22 protein-coding genes are annotated in these 23,945 nt (G+C 69.6%); 7 read left to right on the forward strand and 15 right to left on the reverse strand.

Features of this window, described 5'->3' with window-relative positions; genetic code table 11:
- The first annotated feature begins 10 nt into the window (after positions 1–10).
- Both fabD and ACIBNA_RS17630 read left to right on the forward strand, forming a co-directional pair.
- The gene (gene fabD / locus ACIBNA_RS17625; RefSeq protein ID WP_399166098.1) at positions 11–982 is read left to right on the forward strand and encodes an ACP S-malonyltransferase; all 972 of its coding nucleotides are present in this window, start codon (positions 11–13) and stop codon (positions 980–982) included.
- The gene (locus ACIBNA_RS17630) at positions 979–1,956 is read left to right on the forward strand and encodes an acyltransferase domain-containing protein (RefSeq protein ID WP_399166099.1); all 978 of its coding nucleotides are present in this window, start codon (positions 979–981) and stop codon (positions 1,954–1,956) included. Before fabD ends, ACIBNA_RS17630 begins: the two co-directional genes overlap by 4 nt.
- A 92-nt stretch (positions 1,957–2,048) precedes the next feature.
- On the opposite strand, the gene ACIBNA_RS17635 is transcribed toward ACIBNA_RS17630, so the two are convergent.
- From ACIBNA_RS17635 to ACIBNA_RS17650, 4 genes are all read right to left on the reverse strand, one after another.
- Positions 2,049–2,636 (reverse strand): hypothetical protein, encoded by a 588-nt coding sequence (locus ACIBNA_RS17635; protein ID WP_399166100.1) that lies wholly within the window; start codon positions 2,634–2,636, stop codon positions 2,049–2,051.
- Between the two features lie 487 nt (positions 2,637–3,123).
- The gene (locus tag ACIBNA_RS17640; RefSeq protein ID WP_399166101.1) at positions 3,124–3,729 is read right to left on the reverse strand and encodes a DNA-binding response regulator; all 606 of its coding nucleotides are present in this window, start codon (positions 3,727–3,729) and stop codon (positions 3,124–3,126) included.
- Between the two features lie 225 nt (positions 3,730–3,954).
- Positions 3,955–4,941: a dTDP-glucose 4,6-dehydratase gene (gene rfbB, locus ACIBNA_RS17645; protein WP_399166102.1), complete on the reverse strand. Its 987-nt coding sequence runs from the start codon at positions 4,939–4,941 to the stop codon at positions 3,955–3,957.
- The gene (locus tag ACIBNA_RS17650) at positions 4,938–6,005 is read right to left on the reverse strand and encodes a glucose-1-phosphate thymidylyltransferase (RefSeq protein ID WP_399166103.1); all 1,068 of its coding nucleotides are present in this window, start codon (positions 6,003–6,005) and stop codon (positions 4,938–4,940) included. Before ACIBNA_RS17650 ends, rfbB begins: the two co-directional genes overlap by 4 nt.
- A 433-nt stretch (positions 6,006–6,438) precedes the next feature.
- Here ACIBNA_RS17650 and ACIBNA_RS17655 point away from each other — a divergent pair, with 433 nt between their 5' ends.
- Positions 6,439–6,966, forward strand: coding sequence for a MarR family winged helix-turn-helix transcriptional regulator (locus ACIBNA_RS17655; RefSeq protein WP_399166104.1), 528 nt, complete (start codon positions 6,439–6,441; stop codon positions 6,964–6,966).
- A gap of 183 nt (positions 6,967–7,149) precedes the next feature.
- A complete protein-coding gene (locus tag ACIBNA_RS17660) occupies positions 7,150–9,474 on the forward strand; it encodes an ATP-binding cassette domain-containing protein (protein WP_399166105.1) in 2,325 nt (774 codons plus the stop codon).
- A gap of 96 nt (positions 9,475–9,570) precedes the next feature.
- Here ACIBNA_RS17660 and ACIBNA_RS17665 read toward each other — a convergent pair whose 3' ends face one another.
- From ACIBNA_RS17665 to ACIBNA_RS17705, 9 genes are all read right to left on the reverse strand, one after another.
- Complete coding sequence (locus ACIBNA_RS17665; RefSeq protein WP_399166106.1) at positions 9,571–11,895, reverse strand: methyltransferase domain-containing protein; 2,325 nt, start codon at positions 11,893–11,895, stop codon at positions 9,571–9,573.
- On the reverse strand, positions 11,892–12,587 hold the full coding sequence (locus tag ACIBNA_RS17670; RefSeq protein ID WP_399166107.1) for an antibiotic biosynthesis monooxygenase family protein: 696 nt from the start codon (positions 12,585–12,587) through the stop codon (positions 11,892–11,894). Before ACIBNA_RS17670 ends, ACIBNA_RS17665 begins: the two co-directional genes overlap by 4 nt.
- A 34-nt stretch (positions 12,588–12,621) precedes the next feature.
- On the reverse strand, positions 12,622–13,641 hold the full coding sequence (locus ACIBNA_RS17675) for a methyltransferase (RefSeq protein ID WP_399166108.1): 1,020 nt from the start codon (positions 13,639–13,641) through the stop codon (positions 12,622–12,624).
- Between the two features lie 61 nt (positions 13,642–13,702).
- Entirely contained in the window at positions 13,703–14,806 is a 1,104-nt protein-coding gene (locus ACIBNA_RS17680; RefSeq protein WP_399166109.1) for a DegT/DnrJ/EryC1/StrS family aminotransferase, read from the reverse strand.
- The gene (locus tag ACIBNA_RS17685; RefSeq protein ID WP_399166110.1) at positions 14,803–15,246 is read right to left on the reverse strand and encodes a sugar 3,4-ketoisomerase; all 444 of its coding nucleotides are present in this window, start codon (positions 15,244–15,246) and stop codon (positions 14,803–14,805) included. Before ACIBNA_RS17685 ends, ACIBNA_RS17680 begins: the two co-directional genes overlap by 4 nt.
- A complete protein-coding gene (locus ACIBNA_RS17690) occupies positions 15,243–15,998 on the reverse strand; it encodes a class I SAM-dependent DNA methyltransferase (RefSeq protein ID WP_399166111.1) in 756 nt (251 codons plus the stop codon). Before ACIBNA_RS17690 ends, ACIBNA_RS17685 begins: the two co-directional genes overlap by 4 nt.
- Positions 15,995–17,134, reverse strand: coding sequence for a nucleotide disphospho-sugar-binding domain-containing protein (locus tag ACIBNA_RS17695; RefSeq protein WP_399166112.1), 1,140 nt, complete (start codon positions 17,132–17,134; stop codon positions 15,995–15,997). Before ACIBNA_RS17695 ends, ACIBNA_RS17690 begins: the two co-directional genes overlap by 4 nt.
- Positions 17,135–17,455: 321 nt before the next feature.
- The gene (locus ACIBNA_RS17700; protein WP_399166113.1) at positions 17,456–17,785 is read right to left on the reverse strand and encodes a hypothetical protein; all 330 of its coding nucleotides are present in this window, start codon (positions 17,783–17,785) and stop codon (positions 17,456–17,458) included.
- The gene (locus ACIBNA_RS17705) at positions 17,782–17,931 is read right to left on the reverse strand and encodes a hypothetical protein (protein WP_399166114.1); all 150 of its coding nucleotides are present in this window, start codon (positions 17,929–17,931) and stop codon (positions 17,782–17,784) included. Before ACIBNA_RS17705 ends, ACIBNA_RS17700 begins: the two co-directional genes overlap by 4 nt.
- A gap of 514 nt (positions 17,932–18,445) precedes the next feature.
- On the opposite strand from ACIBNA_RS17705, the gene ACIBNA_RS17710 reads away from it, so the two are divergent.
- Positions 18,446–20,077, forward strand: coding sequence for a DHA2 family efflux MFS transporter permease subunit (locus ACIBNA_RS17710; protein ID WP_399166115.1), 1,632 nt, complete (start codon positions 18,446–18,448; stop codon positions 20,075–20,077).
- Between the two features lie 245 nt (positions 20,078–20,322).
- Here ACIBNA_RS17710 and ACIBNA_RS17715 read toward each other — a convergent pair whose 3' ends face one another.
- Together ACIBNA_RS17715 and ACIBNA_RS17720 are read right to left on the reverse strand one after the other, a co-directional pair.
- Complete coding sequence (locus tag ACIBNA_RS17715; protein ID WP_399166116.1) at positions 20,323–21,594, reverse strand: acyltransferase family protein; 1,272 nt, start codon at positions 21,592–21,594, stop codon at positions 20,323–20,325.
- Between the two features lie 379 nt (positions 21,595–21,973).
- A complete protein-coding gene (locus tag ACIBNA_RS17720) occupies positions 21,974–22,234 on the reverse strand; it encodes a GlsB/YeaQ/YmgE family stress response membrane protein (RefSeq protein ID WP_274820346.1) in 261 nt (86 codons plus the stop codon).
- A 272-nt stretch (positions 22,235–22,506) separates the two neighbouring features.
- Here ACIBNA_RS17720 and ACIBNA_RS17725 point away from each other — a divergent pair, with 272 nt between their 5' ends.
- A complete protein-coding gene (locus ACIBNA_RS17725) occupies positions 22,507–23,070 on the forward strand; it encodes a hemerythrin domain-containing protein (protein ID WP_399166117.1) in 564 nt (187 codons plus the stop codon).
- Between the two features lie 330 nt (positions 23,071–23,400).
- Positions 23,401–23,898, forward strand: coding sequence for a DUF6766 family protein (locus ACIBNA_RS17730; RefSeq protein WP_399166202.1), 498 nt, complete (start codon positions 23,401–23,403; stop codon positions 23,896–23,898).
- Positions 23,899–23,945 lie beyond the last annotated feature (47 nt).

Raw genomic sequence — 23,945 nt, forward strand, 5'->3', positions numbered from 1 at the left:
GGTATCGCACATGAGCATGACAGCCTTCGTGTTTCCGGGGCAGGGTTCGCAGCGCGTCGGCATGGGCCGCGCGCTGGTCGAGCGCCACCCCGGATTTCTTGCATCCCACTACCGGGTCGCCGACGAGATCCTGGGGATGCCGCTGAGCGAGCTGTGCTGGGAGGGGCCGGCCGAGGAACTGCGCGCCATGCCGGTGACCCAGCCGGCCGTCTTCCTGACCAGCGTCGTGGCCCTCGAAGTGCTCCGGGCGTACGGGGTCGAGCCCGATGCCGTGGCCGGGCACAGCCTGGGCGAGTTCGCCGCGATGGTCGCGGCGGGCGTGCTCGACTGGACCGTCGGCCTGCGCCTGGTCCGGCTGCGCGGGGAGTTGATGGAATCGGTCAACCGCAGCGTCCCGGGCAGCATGGGCGCCGTCATCGGCCTGACCCTGGCCGAGGTCGAGGAGCTCTGCGCCCGGGCGGCCGCCGCCACCGGCGAGGTGGTCGAGATCGCCAACCGGAACGACCACCGGCAGATCGTGGTCTCCGGTCACCGGGGCGCAGTGGCCCGCCTGCTCGAACTCGCCGAAGTCGCGGGCGCGCGACGGGCGTTGACGCTGGAGGTGGGCGGCGCGGCCCACTGCAGCCTGCTCTCCGGCATCGAGATGGAGTTCGGCCGGGCGTTGGAGGCATTGCCGCTGCGCGACCCGGTGATCCCGGTGTTCTCCGCGGTCACCGCCGCGCCCGTGCGCACCGCCCGGGAGGCCGCCGACTGCCTGCGCCGGCAGTTCACCGGCCGGGTGCTGTGGGCCGACACCGCAGAGGCGCTGGCGAAGGAGGGCGTCGATCGCTTCGTGGAGGTCGGACCGGGCAAGACGCTGAGTACGCTGTGCGGCCGGCTGTGCCCGGGCGCCGACACGTTCAGGACCTCCGACGGCGACCATCTGGACCGGGTGCTCGCGGCCTTCGCGGCGCCGGACCGGCAGAAGGCGGGGTCGGCATGAGCGGGCGGCCCGTCGTCCTGATGCTGCCGGGGCAGGGGTTCCAGCACGCCGGTATGGCCGTCGAGCTGTACAAGCGGGAGCCGGTCTTCACCGCCGTGGCCGACGCGTTCCTCGAAGCCCTCGGGCCGCGGGGGACCGTCGTCCGCGACGACTGGCTGGCTTGTGTGGACGGCGCACCGGCGGACCGGGGCACGACCGCGCAGCCCCTGCTCTTCATGATCGGATACGGGATCGGCCGGGTACTGGCCGACCGCGGGATCCGCCCGGCCGCGCTGATCGGCCACAGCGTGGGGGAGCTGGCCGCAGCCACGCTGGCCGGGGTGTTCGACCCGCAGGCCGCCGCCCGGATCATCGCGGGCCGCTGCGCCGCGCTCGCCGAGGCCCCTCCCGGCGGGATGCTGGCCGTGGCGGGGACACCGGAGGAGGTGCTCGACCGCCTCCGGAACCCGTTCCTGCGGCAGGAGGTGGTGCTGGGCGCCCACAACGGCCCGCGCCAGACGATTCTCGCGGGGCCGGAACCGCGGCTCTCCGAGGCCGAGGTCGCCCTGCGGGAGGCGGGCATGATCGTGCGTCGGGTGCGGGCGCTCGAACCGTGGCACTCACCGGCGATGGACCGGGCCTCCCGCGCCTTCGGTGAGGCGATCGCGGCGGAGACACTGCGTCCGCCGGGCATCCTGGTCCTGTCGACCCGCACCGGACGGTACGTCACTCAGGCGGAGGCCACCCGGCCGGAGTTCTGGGCGGGGCAGATGGCCGCTCCGGTGCTGTTCTGGCCGGCGCTGGAAGCCCTGCTCGACGGCGACGGTCACGTGGTGGTGGACGGCGGTCCCGCCGCGGCGCTCGCGACCCTGGCGCGCCGACACCCCTCGGTGGTGCAGCGGCGCAGCACGGTGGTTCCGCTGCTGGCGCCCCCGGGCCGCGATGCCTGGGAGGGCTGGACGCGGGGGCTGGCCCGGCTGGAGGCGGCCGCCTGAGACGCGAACAGGGGGTGGGGGGGGGGGGGGGGGGGGGGCGCCCCCCCCCCCCCCCCCCCCCCCCCCCCCCCCACCCCCTTGTCTGCGTCAGGTCATCCGCCCAATGCGGCGGTGACGTCCGCATGGTGGTAGTAGACCTTCCCGGAGACCTTCTGGCGACGCCATTGGTGCTGATTGGCGAGCCGGTAGATGCTCCCGGCCGGGATGCCCCGCAAAAGGCCGATGTCCGACACGCTGTACCAGGTGCGGACGGCGGCCGAACGCCTCTTCACTCCCGTTTCCAGGGACGTCCACTCCTCGTACGCCCACCAATGCGATTCGTCGGCGCTGCACCGTATCTCCGAAGGCCGCGGACTGATGCCCGAAACGGCTTTCACCACGGCGCGCAGTTTCCCGGTGCAACCGGCCCGGACGCAGTCGCCGACCGGGACGGTGCGCACCGGCCGCGGCTCGCAGACCCGGCGTGCGGCCCGGGTGAGGACGCCGAATTCCTCGACCGCGTCCTGGGCCGCGCCGTGGCCGGACAGCCACGTCAGGTTCGCCCGGACGAAGCCGGCCAGCAGGTCCACCCTGCGCGGGGGTGCCTCGACGGCGCGCTCGTCCGCGACGAGGGACGCCCAGGACGCCAGCAGCGCGATGATGTGGGCGCGTACGTCGGCCGCCGCCGTGTTGAACGGCATCCCCTGCCCCCGACCGGAATTCGACACCTTTTCCTGCGGCGTGTGTGTGCCCCCGAGTAAGGCCCCGCAATGGAGATACAGGGCGGGTAGCTCTCGCAGGAAGGTGGAAAGCTGCTCAGTGCATCCTCCGCACAGAACTGTATTGGTGTTTTCTGTGGAGCAACTGTGTGACCTGTTTTGCTTTTCGTGTTTCGCATTGCTTGGCGGCAAGCATCCCATAGCAGTGTTTCACTTCCCCCGGCTCCGGCATGTACCGATGACCTTTTCGCGCTTCAAAGGTATTCGAGAAGAAGTTCGTGCGGCAGTGCATCTGTCATGAAGGCGCAGGGAAAACTTCCGGTTCGATCATGGTAAATTCATGCCGGTGTCGTGCGAGATCTACTACCGGGTGCAGCGAATTTAGGGGATACTGATGCCAGGCACACGGGGCGGGAATCATCCGGCGAAGGGGGTCGGGCTCATTCGCCGGATGATTCCCGCAAAGTGATCACAGCCAGCCGGCATCGACGGCGATGCGGACGGCGTCCACGCGCGTGCGCGCGTTGAGTTTTGTCGCCACGGTGGTGAGGTAGTTGCGTATGGTGCCGGGGGAGAGGTGAAGGCGTGCCGCTATATCGGCCACGCCTTCACCCCCGGCGGCCAGGCGCAGCACCTCCATCTCGCGGTCGGTGAGGGGAGGTGTCGGCGCCTTCCAGGCGGATACGGCCAGATCCGCGTCGATCACCCGGCGCCCGGCTGAGAGCTCGCGGACCGCGCTGACGAGGTTCTCCGGCGGTGAGTCCTTGAGCAGGAATCCGCCGACCCCCATGTTCAGGGCCCTGCGCACCGTTGTGGGTCGCCAGTGATTGGTGAGAATCAGAGCTCGCGTCTTCGGTAACTCGGCATGAACCTTCTCGATCGTCGAGAGATCGTCCTGACCGGGCATATCAATGTCGATCACCGCGACATCCGGCCGATGCAGACGAGCCATGGGAAGTATCTTCGAGCCGTCGCCCAATTCTGCCACGACATCGATATCGTTCTCTCGCGTCAGCAGCGCGATAAAAGCCCCCCGTACCATGTGCAACTCTTCGGCGAGCAGAACCTTAATCACATGCCCTCCAGGGTGAACGCAAGGAGCTGGAGACCCCTCGCTGCACTGGTCGGACAGGATCCTATCTGCTGATGAGCGTTTTTTACAGGATTCTTTACCTTCTGGCTACATACGTACGGAAGGCGGGCAACCTAAGATTGCCTCTTCGCCTCTCTCCGGTCGGGCACGTCTCTGCGTTCGAGCGACTGCCCGATTAATTCAGGCCACGTGCCGACTTCTTACGCGTCACAGCGCCGCATGGTCCTTCAGTGGCTCCCACCACCTCCGATTCTCCCGGTACCAGGAAACGGTCTCGGCGAGCCCCGTGGCGAAATCCTTTTGCGGCTGGTATCCCAACTCGGTGCGGATTTTCGTCCAGTCGACGGAGTAGCGCAGGTCGTGTCCCTTGCGGTCGGCGACGTACTCCACCATCTTCCAGTCCGCCCCGCACTGAGCCAGCAGCAGCTTCAGCAGTTCGATGTTGGTCAGCTCGGTGCCGCCGCCGATGTTGTACACCTCGCCCGGACGTCCCGCGGTCCGCACCAGCTCGATCCCCCGCACGTGATCGTCGATGTGCAGCCAGTCGCGGACGTTGCGCCCGTCTCCGTAGAGGGGGACCTTCTTCCCGTCGAGCAGGTTGGTCACGAACAGCGGGATGACCTTCTCCGGGAAGTGGTGGTGGCCGTAGTTGTTGGAGCACCGGGTCACGCGTACGTCCAGGCCGTGCGTGCGGTGGTAGCTCAGGGCCAGCAGATCGCTCGACGCCTTGGAGGCGGAGTACGGAGATGTCGGGTTCAGGGGATGGTCTTCCCGCCAGGACCCCTCACTGATCGACCCGTAGACCTCGTCCGTGGAGACATGGACGAAGGTCCGGGTACCGGCCCGCAGTGCCGCGTCGAGCAGGACCTGAGTGCCCAGCACATTGGTCCGCACGAACGCGGCCGAGCCGAGAATGGAGCGATCCACATGGGACTCGGCGGCGAAGTGCACCACATGGCCGGCCCGCTCGGTCAGCCGGGCGACGAGCTGCTCGTCGCAGATGTCGCCCTGGACGAAACTGAAGCGGGCATCGTCGTGGACCGCGCGCAAGTTGGCCGGGTTCCCCGCGTAGGTCAGCTTGTCCAGCACGGTCACCGCGACATCGCCCGGACCATCGGTGCCCAGCAGCGTCCGCACGTAATGGGAGCCGATGAACCCCGCGCCTCCGGTCACCAGGACCTCGGTCGGGCTCATGAGGAGATCTGCACTCTGCTGTGGTCGCCGAGGACGAGTCGGTGGGCGTGCGGAACGGCGGGGGCCGGGACCACCGTGACGTTGCGTCCGATCATGGACGCCTCGACCCGCCCGACCCCCATGATCGACGAACCCCGCAGCACGATGGAGAACTCGATCTCGCTGTGCTCGATCCGGCAGTCCTCCGATATCGAGGTGTAGGCGCCGATGTAGGAGTCGCTGATCACCGTGGACCGGCCGATGACGGCCGGCCCGACGATGCGCGACCTGCGCACCTGCGCCCCTTCCTCGATCCGGACCCGGCCGATGATCTGGCTCTCCTCGTCGACGTCGCCCTCGATGCGGAGCTCCAGGGTCTCCAGCACCAACCGGTTGACCTCCAGCATGTCCATGAAGTTGCCGGTGTCCTTCCAGTAGCCGGGCACCGTCGTCGAGCGCACGTCCCGCTGCTCGTCGATGAGCCACTGGAGGGCATGGGTGATCTCCAGCTCCCCGCGCAGCGACGGCTCGATCGCGCGCACCGCCTCGTGGACGGCCGGCGTGAAGAGGTAGACGCCGACGATCGCGAGGTCGCTCCGGGGTGCCGTGGGCTTCTCCTCCAGGGACACGACGCGTCCCTCCCCGTCCAGCTCCGCCACGCCGAAGACGGTGGGGTCGGAGACCTGGGTCAGCAGGATCTGCGCGTCCGGCCGCTCGCGGCGGAAATTCTCCACGAGGTCCGTGATGCCACCCACGATGAAATTGTCACCGAGGTACATCACAAAGTCCGAGTCGCCGAGGAATTCACGGGCGATCACGACCGCGTGGGCCAGACCGAGCGGTTTGTGCTGGGGAATGTAAGTGATGTCGAGGCCGAATTTCGATCCGTCGCCGACGGCTTCGCGTATCTCGTCCGCGGTGTCACCGACGATGACGCCGACATCTTTGATCCCGGCCTGGGCGATGGCCTCCAGTCCGAAGAAAAGGACCGGTTTGTTGGCGACGGGCACCAGCTGCTTCGCGGTGGTGTGGGTGAGCGGGAGCATGCGTGTGCCGGAGCCCCCGGCCAGCACGAGGGCCTTCATGGCGTCCCCTCTGGCCCTTTGCGTGTCACGGATGTATGCAACGACATTCAGCAGCCCCCAAGCTTCAGCTGGGGTCAATGCCAGCCTCCGCGACGATCACCTTTGTAGTGCACGTGCCTGACGAGAAGAATGTATGCGGTCCGGGTCGGGTTTGTCCATGGCTTCCGGATTTCAGAAAAGAGATCCGGGTCACTTCTCCGTCTTTCTTTCCGTGAGAGGCGGAGTGAATGTTGATTGTTCATATAGAGGCCGTGAATTTTCCACGGTCGCGAATCGTCGCTCGCGATCCCCGCCCCCGTGTCGGTCCGTCCGGCCCCGCCTCGCCCGAGCTACCTCCCCGCTGGTGTATCTTTACGGTGAAGATATTTTCCCTCGGGTAAGTTGTCAAACCCGGTGACGGAACGTGTCACCCAGGCAGATCGGGAAGCGGAGCATGTCGATGGAGGAAACGGAGTCCGGCGCACTTGAGGCCCAGCGTGACCGCCTCATGGACGGGCTCCGAGCGTTCGGAGCGAACTACACCGAGTTCACGCAGCGTTTCGCGAGCTGGCTCGGGCTGCACTCCACCGACGCCGCCGCCCTGGCCGAGATCCTCTATGCGGAGGACCAGGGTGCTCCGCTGTCCCCCGCCCGGCTGAGCGAGCGCATCTCCCTCTCCTCCGGCGCGACCGCGACCTTGCTGAACCGCCTGGAGACGGCCGGACACATCATCCGCACCCGGGAGCACACCGACCGCCGGATCGTCACGCTGCGCAGCAGCCCCGACGTCAGGCCGCGGGCCGAGGAGTTCTTCGGTCCCTACGCCGAGCGCATGGCCGAGGCCATGGCGCAGTACACCCCCGCGCAGCTGAAGCAGTTCGAGGACTTCATCGCCCAACTCCGCGACACCATGGACCACCTGCTCGCCAACGAGTACGACGAGCGCCGCCCGAACGGGCCCCGCGCGCACGGCAAGGCCTGACCCGGCACCCCTGGGCCCGCGCGAGGCGCAGGCCGGCGGCAGGGCCGGCGGCGGCCGAACGGCGCACCGGCCGCACCGCCCGCACCGGGGCCGCATCCACACCACCCTCCCGGCCCGAACCACTCTCGGCGCTCCCTGGCCTGCCCGGGGAGCGGAACGGCGCCGTGCCGATCGCCACCCTCCATGTCACACACCCCTGCACAAGGAACGGATGACAGAGTGAGCTCATCGAAAGCATCAGCACGTGCGGCCGGGGCCCCGGCGGACTTAGTCCAGGTGATCCGGGTCCGGGGAGCCCGCGAGAACAACCTCACCGGCGTCGACCTCGACATCCCCAAGAGGAACCTCGTCGTCTTCACCGGAGTCTCCGGCTCGGGCAAGTCCTCGCTCGCGTTCGACACGATCGCCGCCGAGTCGCAGCGCCTGATCAACGAGACCTACCCGGCGTTCCTCCAGTCGCAGATGCCGACGCTGCCCCGCCCGGACGTCGACAGCCTGGAGAACCTCAACGCCGCCATCGTCGTCGACCAGGAACGCATCGGAGCCAACTCCCGCTCCACGGTGGGCACCGTGACCGACACCTGGACGATGCTCCGTATCGTCTTCGCCCGGGTGGGAACCCCGGCCGTGCCGAGCCCCAGCGCTCTCTCGTTCAACGATCCGGCCGGCATGTGCCAGGAGTGCGGGGGCGTCGGGCGCACCTCGGCCCTCGACGTCGAGGGGATCTTCGACCGCTCGCTGTCCCTCAACGAAGGGGCGATCACCTTCCCCAACTTCGCCGTCGGCTCGGTCTTCTGGAAGATCTACACCGAGTCCGGGTTCTTCGACAACGACCTGCCGCTGGGGAAGTTCACCGAGGAGGACTGGGAGCAGTTGCTCACCGGGACCGGTGACGTCGTGAAGACCGGCGGCTACAACATGGCGTACGAAGGCGTCCTGGACAAGATCAAACGCCTCTACCTCTCCAAGGACCCCGACTCGCTGCGCCCGCACGTACGGCGGGCCGTCGAGGCGATCGGCACCACCGGCCCGTGCCCCGACTGCTCCGGCACCCGGCTCAACGAGGCCGCCCGCGCCTGCCGGATCGACGGCGTGAGCATCGCCGACTGCAACGCCATGCAGATCACCGAACTGAGCCAGTGGGCCGCCACGTTGCCCGACCGCGGGATCGCCCCGCTCAAGGCCGGTCTGGTCTCCATCCTCGACAATCTGGTGGAGATCGGGCTCGGCTACCTCAGCCTCGACCGCGCCGCCGGCACCCTGTCCGGCGGCGAGGCCCAGCGCATCAAGATGGTCCGCCACCTCGACTCCAGCCTCACCGAGCTCACGTACGTCTTCGACGAGCCCACCGCGGGCCTGCACGCCCATGACACCAGGCGCATGATCGGCCTGCTGGAGCGCCTGCGGGACAAGGGCAACACCGTGCTGGTCGTCGAGCACAACCCCGAGGTCATCGCCGCCGCCGACCACGTCGTCGACATCGGCCCGGGCGCCGGGCTCAACGGGGGACAGGTCATCTACGAGGGCGACGTGGCCGGCCTGAAGAAGTCGGGAACCCCGACCGGAGCCCACCTCTCGGTCCGTCAGCCCCTCAAGACCGAGGTGCGCGAACCCGTCGGCTCGCTCGACATCAAGTCGGCGTCCCTGCACAACCTGCGCGACGTCAGCGTCAGCATCCCGCTCCGCGTGCTCACGGCCGTCACCGGCGTGGCCGGGGCGGGCAAGAGCTCCCTCGTGCTCGGGTCCCTGCCGAAGGACGCGGAGGCCGCGATCGTCGACCAGTCGCCCATCAAGGGATCCCGCCGGTCCAACCCGGCCACGTACACCGGCCTGCTCGACGGCATCCGCGAAGCCTTCGCCGGCGCCAACGGCGTCAAGGCCGCGCTTTTCAGCGCGAACTCCGAGGGCGCCTGCCCCACTTGCAAGGGGCTCGGTGTCACCTACACGGACCTCGGCTACATGACCGCCGTGCCGACCACCTGCGAGAAGTGCGACGGCCGCCGGTTCACCGGCGAGGTCCTCTCCTACCACCTGCGCGGAAAGAGCATCGCCGACGTGCTGGCGATGTCCGTCGACACCGCGGCGGACTTCTTCACGGAGAAGTCCGTCACCCCGGTGCTCGCCGCGCTGAAGGACGTCGGCCTCGGATACGTCAGCCTCGGGCAGCCGCTCACCACGCTGTCCGGCGGGGAGCGTCAGCGCCTGCGGCTGGCCATCGAGATGCGCAAGAACGCGAAGATCTACATCCTCGACGAGCCGTCCACCGGGCTGCACCTGGCCGATGTCGACAACCTGATCCGGCTGCTGGACGGGCTCGTCGACGGCGGCGCCTCGGTCATCGTGATCGAACACAACCTGGACATCATCGCCCGCGCCGACTGGGTCGTCGACCTGGGCCCCGGCGCCGGTGACGAGGGTGGCCGCATCGTCTACGAAGGTCCTCCCGGCCGGATGCCGAGGACCGGGGAGTCGATGACCGGCCGCTTCCTGCACGCATCCCGGCAGTAGTCCCTGCCGGAGCGCACGGCGGGGCCTTCCGGACCGACCAGGATCCGAAAGGCCCCACGCCGACGTCAGCCGACCCGGCGCGGCAGCCCCGCGGACTCAGCCCCGGCGCTCGGCCGTCACGTGCCAGACCGGCATCGTCGCCCGGCCCGTCTCGTCCAGCGCCAGACCCTGCAACTGGTCCGCCGTGACCTCGGCGTCCGGATACTCCTCCTTGATCATGGCCGCGATGTCCTCGGGCCGCAGCGAACTGGCGTACGCCACGGCCTCGATGGCCACGACGTCCCAGACGCTCCCGACCATCCGGCGGAGGTTCACCGCACTGTGCCGGTGCGGGCCGGGGAACGGCGCGTCCAGCTCCTCGGCGAAGCAGAACATGTGCAACCGGGCCCCCGGTCGGCAGGCGTCGTGCAGCACCCTGAGATAGCGCTGCCGCTCGTCCTCGGCCAGCGCGTGGAAGCACGCGCTGTCGACGACCGTGTCGAAGCGGCCCTCGAAGCCCTTCAGCCGGGTGGCGTCCCCGACGACGAACTCGACGTCCACGCCCTTGGCCTCGGCCCGCCGACGGGCCTCGGCCACCGCTGTCGCCGACACGTCGACCGCGGTGACGGCGTGGCCCCGGGAGGCGAGGAACGAGGCGTTGTCCCCGAGCCCGCAGCCGACGTCCAGGACGCTCCCGGCGATCAGACCGGCCTCCTCGACCGCGACCAGGGCCGGCTGCGGCCTGCCGATGTCCCAGGGCTGGACGGGCGGAGCGTCCGCCGCGCCGGTGTACATGTCCTCGAAGTCGTACCGGTCGGGGATGTGGTCGGAGGCGTAGGTCATCTGGTTCTCCCGCACTCGGGGTGTGGACGCGGTCGTCGTCGTGCCGGACGACGGGAGCCGCACCGACAGCTGGTGGTGGAACACGTCGAGTGGGTCGAAGGCCGCCTTCACGGCCTGCAAACGGACGTAGTTCTCCTTGTAGTAGAGCTGGTGCCAGGGCACGCCCGAGGTGTTGAACTCCGGGTCGGCCAGGTCGATGTCGGGGTAGTTGATGTACGAGCCGTCGCTCAGCTCGTCGGAGACCGGGGCGCCGCCGGCGGCGCCGAACAGCTCTCCGTACAGGCCGCGCAGCCAGGCGATGTGGAGCTCGTCCTCGCCCGGGTCGTTCCAGGCGGCCGAGTAGGCGGCCTTGATCACCGAATCGCGCTGGGCGGACGCGGTGTCACCGGGCGCCACCGCGTTGATCGCGCCGCCGTACCCGTTGAGCATCATCAGCGACTCACGGCCGAAGTAGTCCTCGCGGGTGAAGTGCCGGTAGAGCCCGGCGATCTGCTCGTCGGTGTGGACGCCCCGCAGATACGCGGCCTTGGACTTGGTCCTCGCGCCCAGCACCGGACCGGAGTCGCCCTGGCCCATGTGCCGGGCCGCGGTCAGCCACGGCAGTTCGTACCGGATCGCGAACGGCTCCACCCCGACGCCCTCGTCCACAGCGGCGAGGAAGGAGCCCATGGCGGCATCGGCGTTCGGCGCCGTGGGGTCCATCTGGACGAACATGGTCAGGTCGCCGCCGGAGCGGTGCCGGACCCACAGGGAGGCGAACAGGCCCGCGTACGGCGAGCCGGCGGCGCTGTGCTCCACGTGCCAGGCCATGAAGTTCTTGATGATCCGGGTGAACGCCGGCAGATCCACCTGCTCCCACGACCAGTTGACCATCGCGAGCAGCAGCGAGGGCGGCGGCTTGGGCAGCAGCTCCGCGGGGTCGGAGCCCACGGCCCCGGGGGAGCGCATCCAGAACCGCGTGACGATGCCGAAGTTGCCCCCGCCCCCGCCGGTGTGCGCCCACCACAACTCCCGGTGGGGGTCGTCGGGTTCGCGGGTGGCGACCGTGACGGCCACCTCGCCGTCGGCGTCGACGTGCACGACCTCGACGGCATACAGATGGTCGGCGACCAGCCCGTGCAACCGGGACAGCGGACCGTACCCGCCGCCGCTGATGTGGCCGCCCGCGCCCACCGCGGTGCACACCCCGGCGGGAAGGGTCACGCCCCAGTTGCGGTAGAGCGTCTTGTAGACGTGCCCGACGGTCGCCCCCGCCTCGATCGCGACGGCGTCGCGCTCCGGGTCGTGGTACACCTCCGACATCATCGAAAGGTCCAGGACGACCCGCACCCCGGGGTCGGCGACGAACGCCTCCCCGCAGTGCCCGCCGCTGCGGACGGCCATCCGCAGGCCCGCCGCCCGGGCCCGCCGCAGCGCGTCGACGACCTGCTCGGTGGTGCGGACCAGCTCGATCCGGTCCGGCTGCCCGACGAACCGGTAGTTGTCGCCCCGCACCAGTTCCGCGTAGCGGTGGTCCTCGGGCCCGACGACGACCGGGTCGGGAACGGGCCGCGAACCGCGGGCCCCGGCGGGGGCGGAAGGGCGGATCGTGGCGGTCACCGGCCACCTGCCGGCTGGTCGGCGGCGGACCGGGAGTACACGACCTCGTACGTGTTCGACGACCGGGACGTCAGCAGCGGCCGCGCCTTCGCCCGCATCGCCCGGGAGTGTGCGGGGCGGTCCTCCTCGGGCAGCTTGTGGAACCGCTCGTAGGATTCGCGGTCGTCCCACTGGGCGTAGTTGACGACGTAGTCGCCGTCCAGCCCGCGCAGGATCGAGTTGGAGCGGAAGCCCGGCACCTCCTGCATCCACGCGTCGGGCTCCGTGAACAGCTCCACCAGGCGCGCCTGGTTCGACGGTTCGACGCCCATGATGACGATGACGGTGAAGTCGTCCCGCTCGGGCGATATCTCGATGTGCTCCAGCGAGGCGTGCAGCCGGGTGGAGACCACCTCCGTCTTGAGCAGGTGGACCGAGGTGGTCAGCTCGCTGAAGTGGGGCACCGTGTTGTGCTTGAAGTTCTCACCCTCGTAGCGTTCCTGGAGGTCTGCCACACTGCGCCACTGGATGTAGTTCGCGGCGCAGGGCCGGTCCAGCCCGCCGTGCAGGGTGGAGGACCGCCAGCCCGGGTAGTTCGCCCCGTTGATGATCCCTTTCATGGTGTCGAGCAGGACCTTCTGCGCATCGGTGCTCGTGGTGTCGAACAGGTTGAACACCGTGAGCGATCCGTTGTCCGGTGTGATGAACGGCATGGGTTCCAGTCCTTCGTTTCGGTTCGGGTCGGGGTCAGGCGCGGACTGCTTCGACGACGCTGTGCAGTCCGGCCCGGACGATCCGGGTGAGCCTGAGGCCGGCCGACTCGAAGAGAGCGGCGAACTCGGCCTCGGTGCGCTGGCGGCCGCCGCAGAGCACCAGCATGTTGAGGTCCATCAGGGTGACCGTCGGCGACGGCTCGCTCCGGTCCGGCATGACCGCCTCGACCAGCAGCACCCGGCCGCCCTCGGCGAGCGCCTCCCGGCAGTTGCGCAGGATGGTGAGCGAGTGCGCGTCGTCCCAGTCGTGGATGACGTTGGAGAGCAGGTACGCGTCGGCGCCCGGCGGTACGGAGTCGAAGAAGTCGCCCCCGACGATCTCGACCCGGCCGTCCGTACCGGAGTCCTTGAACGCCCGGCCCGCGCCCGCGACCACGTCCGGCTGGTCGTACAGCACGCCGCGGACGTCCGGGTTGGCGGCGAGCACCGCGGCGAGCAGCGCACCGTGGCCGCCCGCGACGTCGACCAGCGTGCCGATGCCGCTGAAGTCGAACGCGCCGACCACCGGGGCGATCAGCTGCCGTGAGGCCTCGCTCATGGCGTCGTCGAACACGCCGGAGACATCCGCCCTCTCGCGCATGAAGTCCCAGACGTTCTGGCCGTGCACCCGCTCGAAGGCGGGTTCGCCGGTGCGGACGCTGTCGGCGAGACCGGCCCAGGTGTTCCGGTCGGCGGCGAGCCCGACCCACCGGGCGAAGTTCCGCATCGAGGTGGGCGAATCGCTGCGGAGCGCCTCGCCGACCTCGGTCAGGGCGAACACCTCGCCCGCGCGCTCCTCGAGCAGCCCGATGTCGGCGCCCGCGCGCAGCAGCCGGTAGAGCGTCGGTCCGTGGGCGCCGACGGCCTCGGCGATCTCGTCCACGGGGCGGGCGCCGTCGGACAGCGCGTCGGCGACACCCAGTTCGGCGAGGGCGCTCACGGCGGCGGCCATCCAGCTCGCCGTGGCGAGTTGCAGCACGCGGACGGAGGGCGGCAGCTGCGGTGGGGTCTGCATGACGGCGGAACCTTTCGGTCGCGGATACGGGAAGGAAGCGAAGGGCGGGAGCGGCCGGGGCTCAGAGTGCGGCGCGGACGGCGGCGACCACGTCGGCGACGTCCCGGTCGCTCAGGTGCGGTCCCATCGGCAGGCTGAGCACCTGTTCGGCGATGGACTCCGCGATGGGGTAGGTACCGGCCGGCCACCGGGTGTCGTCGGCGTAGGCCTGCGACAGGTGGACGGGGATCGGATAGTGGACCAGCGTGCCGATGCCCGCCTCGGCCAGGCTCTTGCGCAACCGGTCCCGGTCGTCGCAGCCGACGACGAACAGGTGCCACGCGGGCTCGGTTCCCGCCGGCGTCTGCGGGAGGCGCAGCCCGGGCAGTCCCGCGAGCCCCGCCCGGTACTGCCCGGCGATCTCCGCCCGGCGACGGTTCCAGCGGTCGAGATGGCCGAGCTTGACCCGCAGGACGGCCGCCTGCAGCTCGTCCAGGCGGGAGTTGGTCGCCTGGAGCTCGTGGTGGTACTTGCGCCGCGAGCCGTAGTTCCGCAACAGCCGCAGCCGGTCGGCGAGTTCGGCGTCCGAGGTCAGCACCGCACCGCCGTCGCCGAGCGCCCCGAGGTTCTTCCCGGGGTAGAAGCTGAACGCGGTCGCCGTGGTGCCGGTGCCCACCCGCCGGCCCCGGTACCGGGCGCCGTGGGCCTGAGCGGCGTCGTCCACCACCGCGAGCCCGTGCGCCTTGGCCGTCCGCCGCAGCGCGTCGAGGTCCGCGGCCTGGCCGTAGAGGTGGACCGGCATGACGGCCCGGGTGGACGGTGTGATGGCCGCCGCCACCCGGGCGGGGTCGAGCAGGTGGGTGGCGGGGTCCACCTCGACCGGCACCGGGGTGGCCCCGGCGGCCGAGACGGAGAGCCAGGTGGCGATGTACGTCGCGCTGGGGACGATCACCTCGTCGCCCGCGCCGATGCCCAGCCCCCGCAGAGCAAGCTCCAGGGCGTCGCAGCCGCTGCCCACCGCCACGCAGTGCTCGGCTCCGCAGTAGGCGGCGAACTCGGCCTCGAACGCGTCCAGTTCGGCGCCCAGGAGGAACCAGCCCGAGTCGACCACCCGGTGGTACGCCGCGTCGAGCTCCTCCCGGATCTCCGCATGGGGCGCTTTCAGATCGAGGAAGGGAATGCTCACGTCAGTCGTCCGGCGTCGGTCGCGAATTCCTGGTACTCGCGGTAGTAGTCGGCCTCGTCGTAATGCTCCGAGGCCAGGACCAGAGCGACCGCGCCCTCGGAGAAGTTGGTGAGGCCGTTCCACACCATCGGCCCGATGTAGAGACCCTGACGCGGGCTGTCCAGGCGATACACCGAGGTGTCGGCGGTGTCGTCGACCGTGACGTCGAAACTGCCCGAAACGGCGATGACCAATTGCTCCAGATTACGGTGGGCGTGGTCGCCGCGCAACGAGTCCGGCGGCAATGCGTAAAGGTAGAACAGCCGCTTGATATCGAAGCCGATGTCCTTGATTCCCTCGACCACGGACAATTGCCCACGGCTGTCGGCGATGGTCTGGAGGTCTATCAGCTCGCAGGAGCGCACTTTGCCGACCGGGCCGCGCGCGGAGGGCGCCGTCATCGCCCCTCCCGGACTTCTTCGCCGGAAGGGGACGAAGGGGCGGTCGCCAGGAACAGCCCGCGTCCCGAAGGCCCGCCGACCACGTACTCGACGGCCAGCCCGGCCCGCTCGAATGCGCGCTCGTACTGCTCCCGCGTGAACAGCGACAGCACGTGGGTGTCGGAGAACCGGCGCAGGCCGGTGGCGGGCTCACCCACGGTGTACTCCACCGTCATCCGAGTGGAGTCGCCCTCGCGGACCGTGTGCGAGACGCGGGCGATGGTGCGGCCGTCCACCTCCACGACGGCGGCTGAGACGTACCCGTCCAGGAACTCCTCCGGGAACCACCACGGCTCGACCAGCACCACCCCGCCCGGCGTCAGATGGCGCCGGAACACCGCCAGCGTGCGGTCCAGCTCCTCGGTCGACTCCAGATACCCGACCGAGCTGAACATGCAGGTGATCGCGTCGAACGCACGGCCCAGATCGAAGGTGCGCATGTCGGCCAGGTGGACCGCCACGCCCGGGAGCCGCTTCACCGCCAGCGCGTGCATCGCGGGCGACAGCTCCACCCCCTCGACGTGGTCGACGGATTTGCGCAGGGCGTCCAGGTGGGTGCCGGTGCCGCAGGCGACGTCCAGCAGGCTGGCGATGTCGGGCTGCCGCTCGCGCAGCAGCCGCATGACGTCGTCCGCCTCCGCCGCGTAGTCCTTGCCCCGGCCTCGGTAGACGGCGTCGTAGACGTCCGCGTGATCCGCTCCGTAGCTGCTCACGAGCGCACCAGCCTCTCCAGGTCGGCGACGACGTCGTTGGGCGTGGGGAGCGAGTTGAGTTCGCGGGCGAGTTCCCGGGCCTGCCGTGCGTAGCGGTCGTCGGACAGGATCGTGCCGCACGCCTCGAACGTGCCCTGGGGCGAACCCGCCGCCCGGTGGAGCACCAGGCCCGACCCCTGCTGCTCCAGTAGCCGCAGTGACGGCTGGAAGGCCTCGAACTGGTTGAGCACGACCTGCGGCGTGCCTGCGGCCATCGCGTTGAGGGCGGTGAGCCCGCCGCTGTGCACGATCGTGTCGCAGGTACGGACGAGGAACTCCAGCGGCACCCAGCCGCTGCGCACCTGCGGGAACCGGGCGCGCAGCTTCTCGGCCGCCTCGTCGTTCGCCGCCACCACGATCTCGGCGTCCAGTTCGGTGAGGCGGGACACCAGCCCGCACAGGTGGTCGAAGATCTCGGGCATGGCGGTCCGGAAGCTGCCGTAGGTGACGCAGACCCGGGGGCGCTCACCGCGTTCGTACATCCACGGTTCGAGCTTGCGCTGCCGGTTGCCCGGCACCCACCGCATCGGTATGCCGGCCGTGGCGCCCGCCGGCAGCAGGCTGGGCGGGCAGAGGTCGATGAACAGGTCGGGGTCGGGCAGCCGGTCGAGCCCGATGGCCGACAGCTCGGGAGCCAGTTCCTCGTTCGCGTAACGCTCCCCGCCGTCGAAGTGCAGCCAGTCCCAGGCCTGCCGGACATGCGGGATGCCGAGGTGGGCGCCGAGCAGCGTGGCGGCGTACGCGTCGGTCCCGCCGACCACCAGGTCCGGGCTCCAGGCCTTGGTGAGCGCCAGCAGCCCCTGGAGGCTCACCGCCGCCTGGCGCCCGAACCACCGGCCGACGTAGGGGAGTTCCTGCTCGGGAGACCACGGGAATTCGATCGGGCCGCCGGGCCGGTCCAGCTGCTTGATGCTCTCGGTGGTGTGCTCGGTCACCACGGCCACCGGGGGCAGTCCGACGCCCTCGATGGTCGGGGTGAGTTCGTCGAAGGCCGCGACGATGATCTCGTGACCGGCGTTGCGCAGTGCCGTCGCTAACGGAGCCAGGGCGAATACGCCCGCGGGACTCGTTCCCGCTGCTATGAAGAGGACTTTCATGCTTCTCCTTTTGGGCAGGGCTTGCCGGACACAGGGCCTTCTCGTGCGGAAGGCCGGGTGATGGAGAACGCCCGGGGCAGCGGTGCGACGGGCATAGAAAAACGCCGAGAATTATCTCGGCGTCGGCTGTCCGCTGCGGGCTGGGGTGAAATCGGCATCGGGGCTGAAAACAGCCACCCGGACACACAGATTCCAATATGGACAACATCTTCTTCACCGCAGGTCGGATTGTCAAGGGCCCTTCTTCACGGGGGCGTTGGCCGCATACGAAGGGCCGGCCGCCCGCCGTGGAGGCGAGCAGCCGGCCCGGACCGTCCGGGGCTACCGGCCCGGCGCGTGCCGCGCGAGGATCTCGCGGTGCAGTTCGAGCAGCCGCGGTACGTCCTGCCGGTCCGCCCGGGCCACGCCGCACTCGGTGCAGATGCCCCAGGGGCGGGCGCCCTCGGGCAGGTACCGGTCGATGAGCGCGATCTGCCTCCCGGTCGTCCCCTCGGCCTGGTGCTCGGGGTGGTAGGGCACGACCGACAGGTAGATCTCGGTCTCCGGATCGGCGCGCAGGCCGGCCAGCGGCGCGAAGTAGGCCTCGTCGTCGCGGTCCTGCGGCACGGTGAAGGAGATCCAGGCCGGGGCGCGTTCGGCGGTGCGGGTCACCGCGTTGGCACGGGCGCGCCCGCGGGCAGGTGGTCGACGAGCGCCGCGAGCTGCGTGGTCATGGCCTCCAGTTGCTCCGGTTGCTGGTCGGTCGTGACGGTCTCCACCGCCGCGTCCCACTGCACCGCGAGATCGTCGTGCGGCACGCTCCGGACGAGCTCGTCCAGGTCGGCGAGGAGCGCCCGCTGGCAGGACGGGCTGATCCGGTCCTTGTCGTCGGGGGTGGAAGAGCATGCCGACCGCGACGGGGGGCGGGTATTCGGCCTGCATCCGTACGCCGGCGGGGACGACGCCCTCTTCGCGCAGCCCGGTGAAGACCGCGTAGGACTTCCGGTACTCCGCGGCGTAGCCGAGGTCGCCCCAGGCGATCGTGTCCGGGTCGGTGCCCTCGGCGAGGCCGAAGGAGGGTCCGCCGGCGTACGGGCTGTCGGAGTCCTCGGCGGCGTCGATCTGTCGCAGGCCGGGTGTGCCGACGAGGCGGGGCAGCTGGTAGCCGATCCAGCATGGGGCCTCTCGGGTGCGCAGATGTCTTGCTGCCGCGGTCAACGGCCCCCGCACCGCTTTGGTCACCCCCTGTGCGACACCCTCCGCTACCGAGTTTGACAAGCCACGGCGCGTAGAGTTACCTTCACCATAAAGATACACCAGGGTGGAGGAACATTGAACGCCACAGAAGAATCCCCGTCCACGCGCCAGTGGCTCGGCTTGATCGCCGTGTCCCTGGGTGTGGCTCTGATCGTTGTCGACATCACCATCGTCAACGTGATCCTCGCCCCGATCATCGAGGACTTGGAGATCACCTCGGTCGAGGCCCAGTGGGTTCAGGAGTCCTACGCGATCATCTTCGCGGCCCTCCTCCTGATCTCCGGGCGCCTGTCCGACCTGCAGGGCGCCCGCAAGATCTTCCTCGTCGGCCTCGTCGTCTTCGGACTCACCAGCCTGGTGGCAGCGGTCGCGCCCAACGGCGGCCTGCTGATCCTGGCGAGGTTCCTGCAGGGAATCGGCGGGGCCATGATCCTGCCCACCTCGCTGGCCCTGGTGAACGCGACGTTCACCGGCAAGGCCCGAGGGCAGGCGTTCGCCGTCTGGGGCTCGACCATCGGCGCCGCGGCGGCCGTCGGCCCGCTGCTGGGCGGCTGGCTCGCGGACTTCTCCTGGCGCTGGGCCTTCGGCATCAACATCCCGCTCGTGGCGCTGATCATCGCGGGTGCCCTGGTCTACCTGCCTGTCTCTCCCCGTACGCGGGGCAGCATCGACGTCTTCGGCGGTGTGCTGTCGGCGATCGGGCTCGGCTTCCTGGCCTTCGGGCTGATCGAGGGCCGTACGTACGGCTGGCTCAAGACCATCGAACCGCTGGAGGTCGGCGGCTTCTCCTGGAGCAGCGGCCCCTCCCCGGTCTTCGTCGCGTTCCTCGTGTCCCTCCTCGTCCTGTTCGTCTTCTGGCGCCGTCAGGCGGCGCTCAGCCGACGCAACGAGGAGCCGCTGATGGACGTGCGGCTGTTCTCCATCCCCTCGTTCCGCAACGGCAACGTCGTCACGCTGGTCGTCGGTCTCGGTGAGTTCGGCATCATCGCGGTGATGCCGCTGTGGCTGCAGTTCGCCCTCGACTACAGCGCCTTCCAGGCAGGACTGGCGCTCGTCGCCCTCGCGGCGGGCAGCTTCTGCGCCAGTGGTGCGAGCTTCTCGATGACCAGCTCGCCGATCACCCTGGTGCGGATCGGTCTGGTCCTGGAAGCGGCGGGGCTGGCCATGCTGGGTCTGATCGCGGCCACCGACAGCGCCTGGTGGCTGATCGCGATCGCCCTGTTCATCTACGGCATCGGTGTCGGCTTCGCCACCGCGCAGGTCACCAACGTCGTGCTCGTGGACGTGCCCGTCGAAAGCGCCGGGCAGGGGTCGGGCGTCCAGAGCGCGTCCCGCGAACTCGGCGCCGCGCTCGGTATCGCCGTCCTGACCACGCTGTTCTTCACTACGCTCACCTCCAACCTGCGCGACAGCCTGACCGGCTCCGGCATCCCTGAAGGGCAGGCTCGCGAGCTCAGCGGTGTCGTGACCGACAGCGCCGGTTCGGTGATCCCCGCCCTCGCCAAGGATCCGGAGACCTTGTCCGTCGCCGAGGCGGCACGCCAGGCGATGGCCGACGCGACCGAGGTGGCCAGTTACGTCTGTGCCGGGCTGCTCCTCCTGGCGCTCGCGGCCACGTTGTTCGTCAAGCCCCGGAACAACCCCGGCGGCGATGGTGCCGCCGAGGAGAGGCACGAGGCCTCGAAGCCGGAGCCGAGCGCGCACTGACGGGACGCGACCGGGCCGGAATCGACCCGACGCGCACCGGACCGGAGCCCGGACCGACCGAGCGGACCCGGTCCGGACGCACCACCCGCACCACCCCGCACCGGCGTTGAGCCGGTGTCCCCGACCGACCCGGTTGGGGGGCCATCCCCCGTGCCCTCCGACCGGGTCTTCTTTCGTGTCCGCTCACCGCCCGGTACGGTGCCGGCCGCTGCGGGCCGCCCGGCGGACCGGGCGGCCCGCACCGTTCAGAGGTCCGGCCGGTCCGCCGACGAGCCCAGCGCGGTCTTCGGCTGCGGTACGACGGGCTCCGGCGAATCCTCCGGCGGTGGCGCCTGCGGCGTCCGCCGCCCCCGGATCAACCTGGTCATCGGCACCTCCACCCACCGGTACAGGGCCCAGGCCGCCAGCGCCGCCGCGAGGGCGTACAGGACGAGGAAACCGAGGGTCGCCCAGACGGACAGAGCCTCGGTCGGCCGCGAGAGCAGCCCGAGCTCGAACAGCCACGGCTTGAGGCGGCCGAGGGTGTTCAGCACGAAGAGCATGTGCACGGCGTAGAAGCAGAAGGAGATCTTCCCGAGGAACACCATGAGCGGCCCGCGCAGCGGTGTCCGCTTCCCGGCCAGGTCCGCCTTGGCGAGGGCGGCGATCAGCAGGGCGAAGGGGATGAGCATCCCGGCCGCACGCTGGAGCGGCGGCGGCAGCTCCCGGTTCAGGAGGAAGCCTACGACGCAGATCACCAGCGCCACCTGGAGACCGGGCCCCCGCCAGGTGCCTCGGCGCACCAGCAGCGCGACGATCATCCCGAGGACGAACTCGGTGAGCCGCATCAGCGGGAACACCTCGGTGAACCAGAGCATGAACTGGCTGTCGTACCCCTCCAACGGCACGACGGGCGGCGGCTCGGGCGCACGGAGCGCGAAGGCCCGGTCGGCGAGGGCCGGCCCCACGAAGGTCAGCGCGACGCAGACGAGGGCCGTGACGTGCAGGGTGCGGTTGGTCGCCCGCTCCATCGTCACCAGCAGCGCCGGGAAGCACAGATAGAAGAAGGCCTCACAACTCAGGGACCACATCACCGGATTGAGGCCGAAGATGTAGGACTGGTCGGGGATCCACGACTGGACCAGGAAGGTGTGCGCCAGGACGGTGCGCCAACTCGGCCAGATCTCGGCGGACAGGAAGGTCAGCAGGACCGCCAGGACGGATCCGGCGACGTACACCGGGAAGATCTTCGCGAACCGGTGCCGCCAGAACAGCCGGGCCGGGCGGTCCTTCGGGGTGGACCAGGTCAGCACAAAACCGCTGAGGACGAAGAAGAACGAAACCCCGATGAATCCGGTGCTGAAGACGCTGTGGATACCGCGGTCGACCCCGGACGGCTCCCGGGCGCCGACCTCCGTCCCCAACTGCAGGGCCCCGAAGTGGAGTCCGAAGACCAGGAGCGCGGCGATCCAGCGCAGACCGGTGAGGGACGGGAGCGTCCCCCGCCCGGGAGACTCGGTGCGTAATTCGCTGTCCATGCCGTTAGGGGTCCTTTCGTGACCGCGATGCATGCGGCCAGGCCCCCGTCCTGAAGGACGGGGGCCTGGCCGGGGCGGGCGGAGGCGAGTGGGCCGCGCGCGGCCGGTGAACGGCCGCGGCCGCAGCGGGCGCCGACCGGTACGTGCGGCAGCTCGCGGTACGCCGGTGGCGGCGACGCGCGGGAAGGTGCGAGGCGGGTCGGCACTTCGCAGGTGTGCCGACGCGACAGACGCGATGCGGGCCGAGGGGGGCCTGTCGGCCCTACCGGCGGCGAAGGGGGACGGAGTGGTGATGCACAGACGCCCCCAAGATGACCCGAATCTTCTTCACCACAGGCCCACGTGTCAAGAGTGGGCCAAGGACCGGAGTGCCAGTCACTTATGCGTGCCGTCGGGCCCACAACGGGGTGACGAACGCGATGAGGACGGCCGCGATGCCGATCTGGAAGATGTGGCGGATCCAGTCGATACCGCCGGTGTCGCGCACACCGAAGGCGGTGGCGAGCGCGTTGCCCGCGACGGCTCCGACGATGCCCATGATGACCGTCAGCCACAGGGGAATGGGCTGACGTCCCGGAACGACGAGCTTGGCCAGCAGGCCGATGACGAGCCCGGCGATGATCGCCCAGAGGAACGACACGACAACTCCTTCCGTTCGCTGCCCTTTCGGGCACCACACGTGTGCCCGCCGGAGGCCGCCATAAGCGTGGTCCGTCACGCACAAGACGCGGCGGGGCGAGTGGGCTTCTCCCGCGGTACCGGCCGGATGCCGTCCGCCACCGGAGTGAAGTGGCGGACCTGCACGAGGTCGCCGATCCGCGCGTGGCAGGTATCCCTGGGTGGCGAGCCGGTGGAGCGCTGGACGGAACCGGTCGCCCCCTCTGCCTCAGAACGACAAGGAGTGGAGAACCCATGGGACACGGCGGAAACGTCATCCAGGAACTGACCACGGATCACCGCGAGGTGGAAGATCTCTTCGCGCGGATCGAAGCGCTGCCCGGGGCCGACGAGCAGCGGCGTGAACTGGCGGACCGGCTCACGATGGAGCTGATCCGGCACTCGGTGGCCGAGGAGGAGTACCTGTACCCGGCCGTGCGACGGTACGTCGACGGGGGAGACGACCTCGCCGACAAGGAGCTCGCCGACCACAGCGAAGTCGAGCGCATGCTCAAGGAACTCGAAGGCTGCCGGCCCGGCGACGGGCGTTTCGACACGCTGATCCTGCGGCTGAAGAACGCCGTCACCGCCCATGTCAGCGACGAGGAGAACCGGCTCTTCCCGTTGCTGGCCGACGCCTGCTCCGCCGATTCCCTCGCGAAGCTCGGCGAGGAGGTCCGCGCGGCCAAGGAGCACGCTCCCACCCGCCCGCACCCCTCCGCACCGGACACCCCGCCGGCCAACAAACTCCTCGCGCCCGGTGCCGGCATGGTCGACCGCCTGCGCGACGCGCTCACCGGGCGCGGAAAGCAGGACTGACAGACAGCACTGACAGGGCTGACACGCAGGTGAGACGCGAGAGCGAGGAGAGCCGCAGGCGGCCGCCGGTCATGGGTCCGACTGCCTCTCCTCATCGCGGGCCGCTGGAAGGGGGGCGGTCCGGTCCCGCCCAGGGCCGTACGGGAGGCGGGATGTCAGGTCGGTGGTGCGGCCCCGGCATCGTGGCGGTGGTGGTCCTGGTCACGGCCGGCGCCTGCGGAACTCCCTCCGAGCCTCCGAGCGGCGTGACGGCGTCACCGCGCACGTGACGCGATTCGAGCAGCCGGGACACCGCACCCGCAGACTGCCCGGCGTCGTGCGCGTAGCTTCCTGAGCCACAACAGTCTCGGCCTCTTCTCCCTGTCCACGTTCCTGCTGGCACTCGCCGGACAGGCCATGGCCGGACACGCGGAGTTCAACAACCAGCTCGTGTCGGACGGTATGGCACCCATCGGCTTGGGCGCCTACCTCACGTCCTCGGACTTCGCCGTCGACGTCACGGAGAACTGGCAGTCGGAATACCTGCAGTTCTTCCTCTCAGCGTCACCCCCTACTCCCGACTCAACTCGCGTTGCGAGTGGAGAATCCTCGCCACGTACAACACCAGCGACGAGAAGGGTAAGAAAGCCGAGATCGAGGATGACGGGAAGGCACTGGTCGCGGAAGGGCCCCCGTAAAATCCCAGGCAGCTATGGGTCATGGATGGATGGAAGCGCGACGCCGGATGGAAGCGTGTGTCCCGTAAATGACGGGCTCGGCGTGAGTAAGGCCGTGGGGGCCGGTCTCGGTGTCGGCGGCCGGTGCCGATGGTGCGGAACGGGCCCGTGACGCCGTCGACCTCCCGGTGGTCAAAACCACCAGACGCGGGCGCACTA

The organism is Streptomyces sp. NPDC050164, from assembly GCF_044459945.1.
Lineage (GTDB): Bacteria > Actinomycetota > Actinomycetes > Streptomycetales > Streptomycetaceae > Streptomyces > Streptomyces coeruleorubidus_A.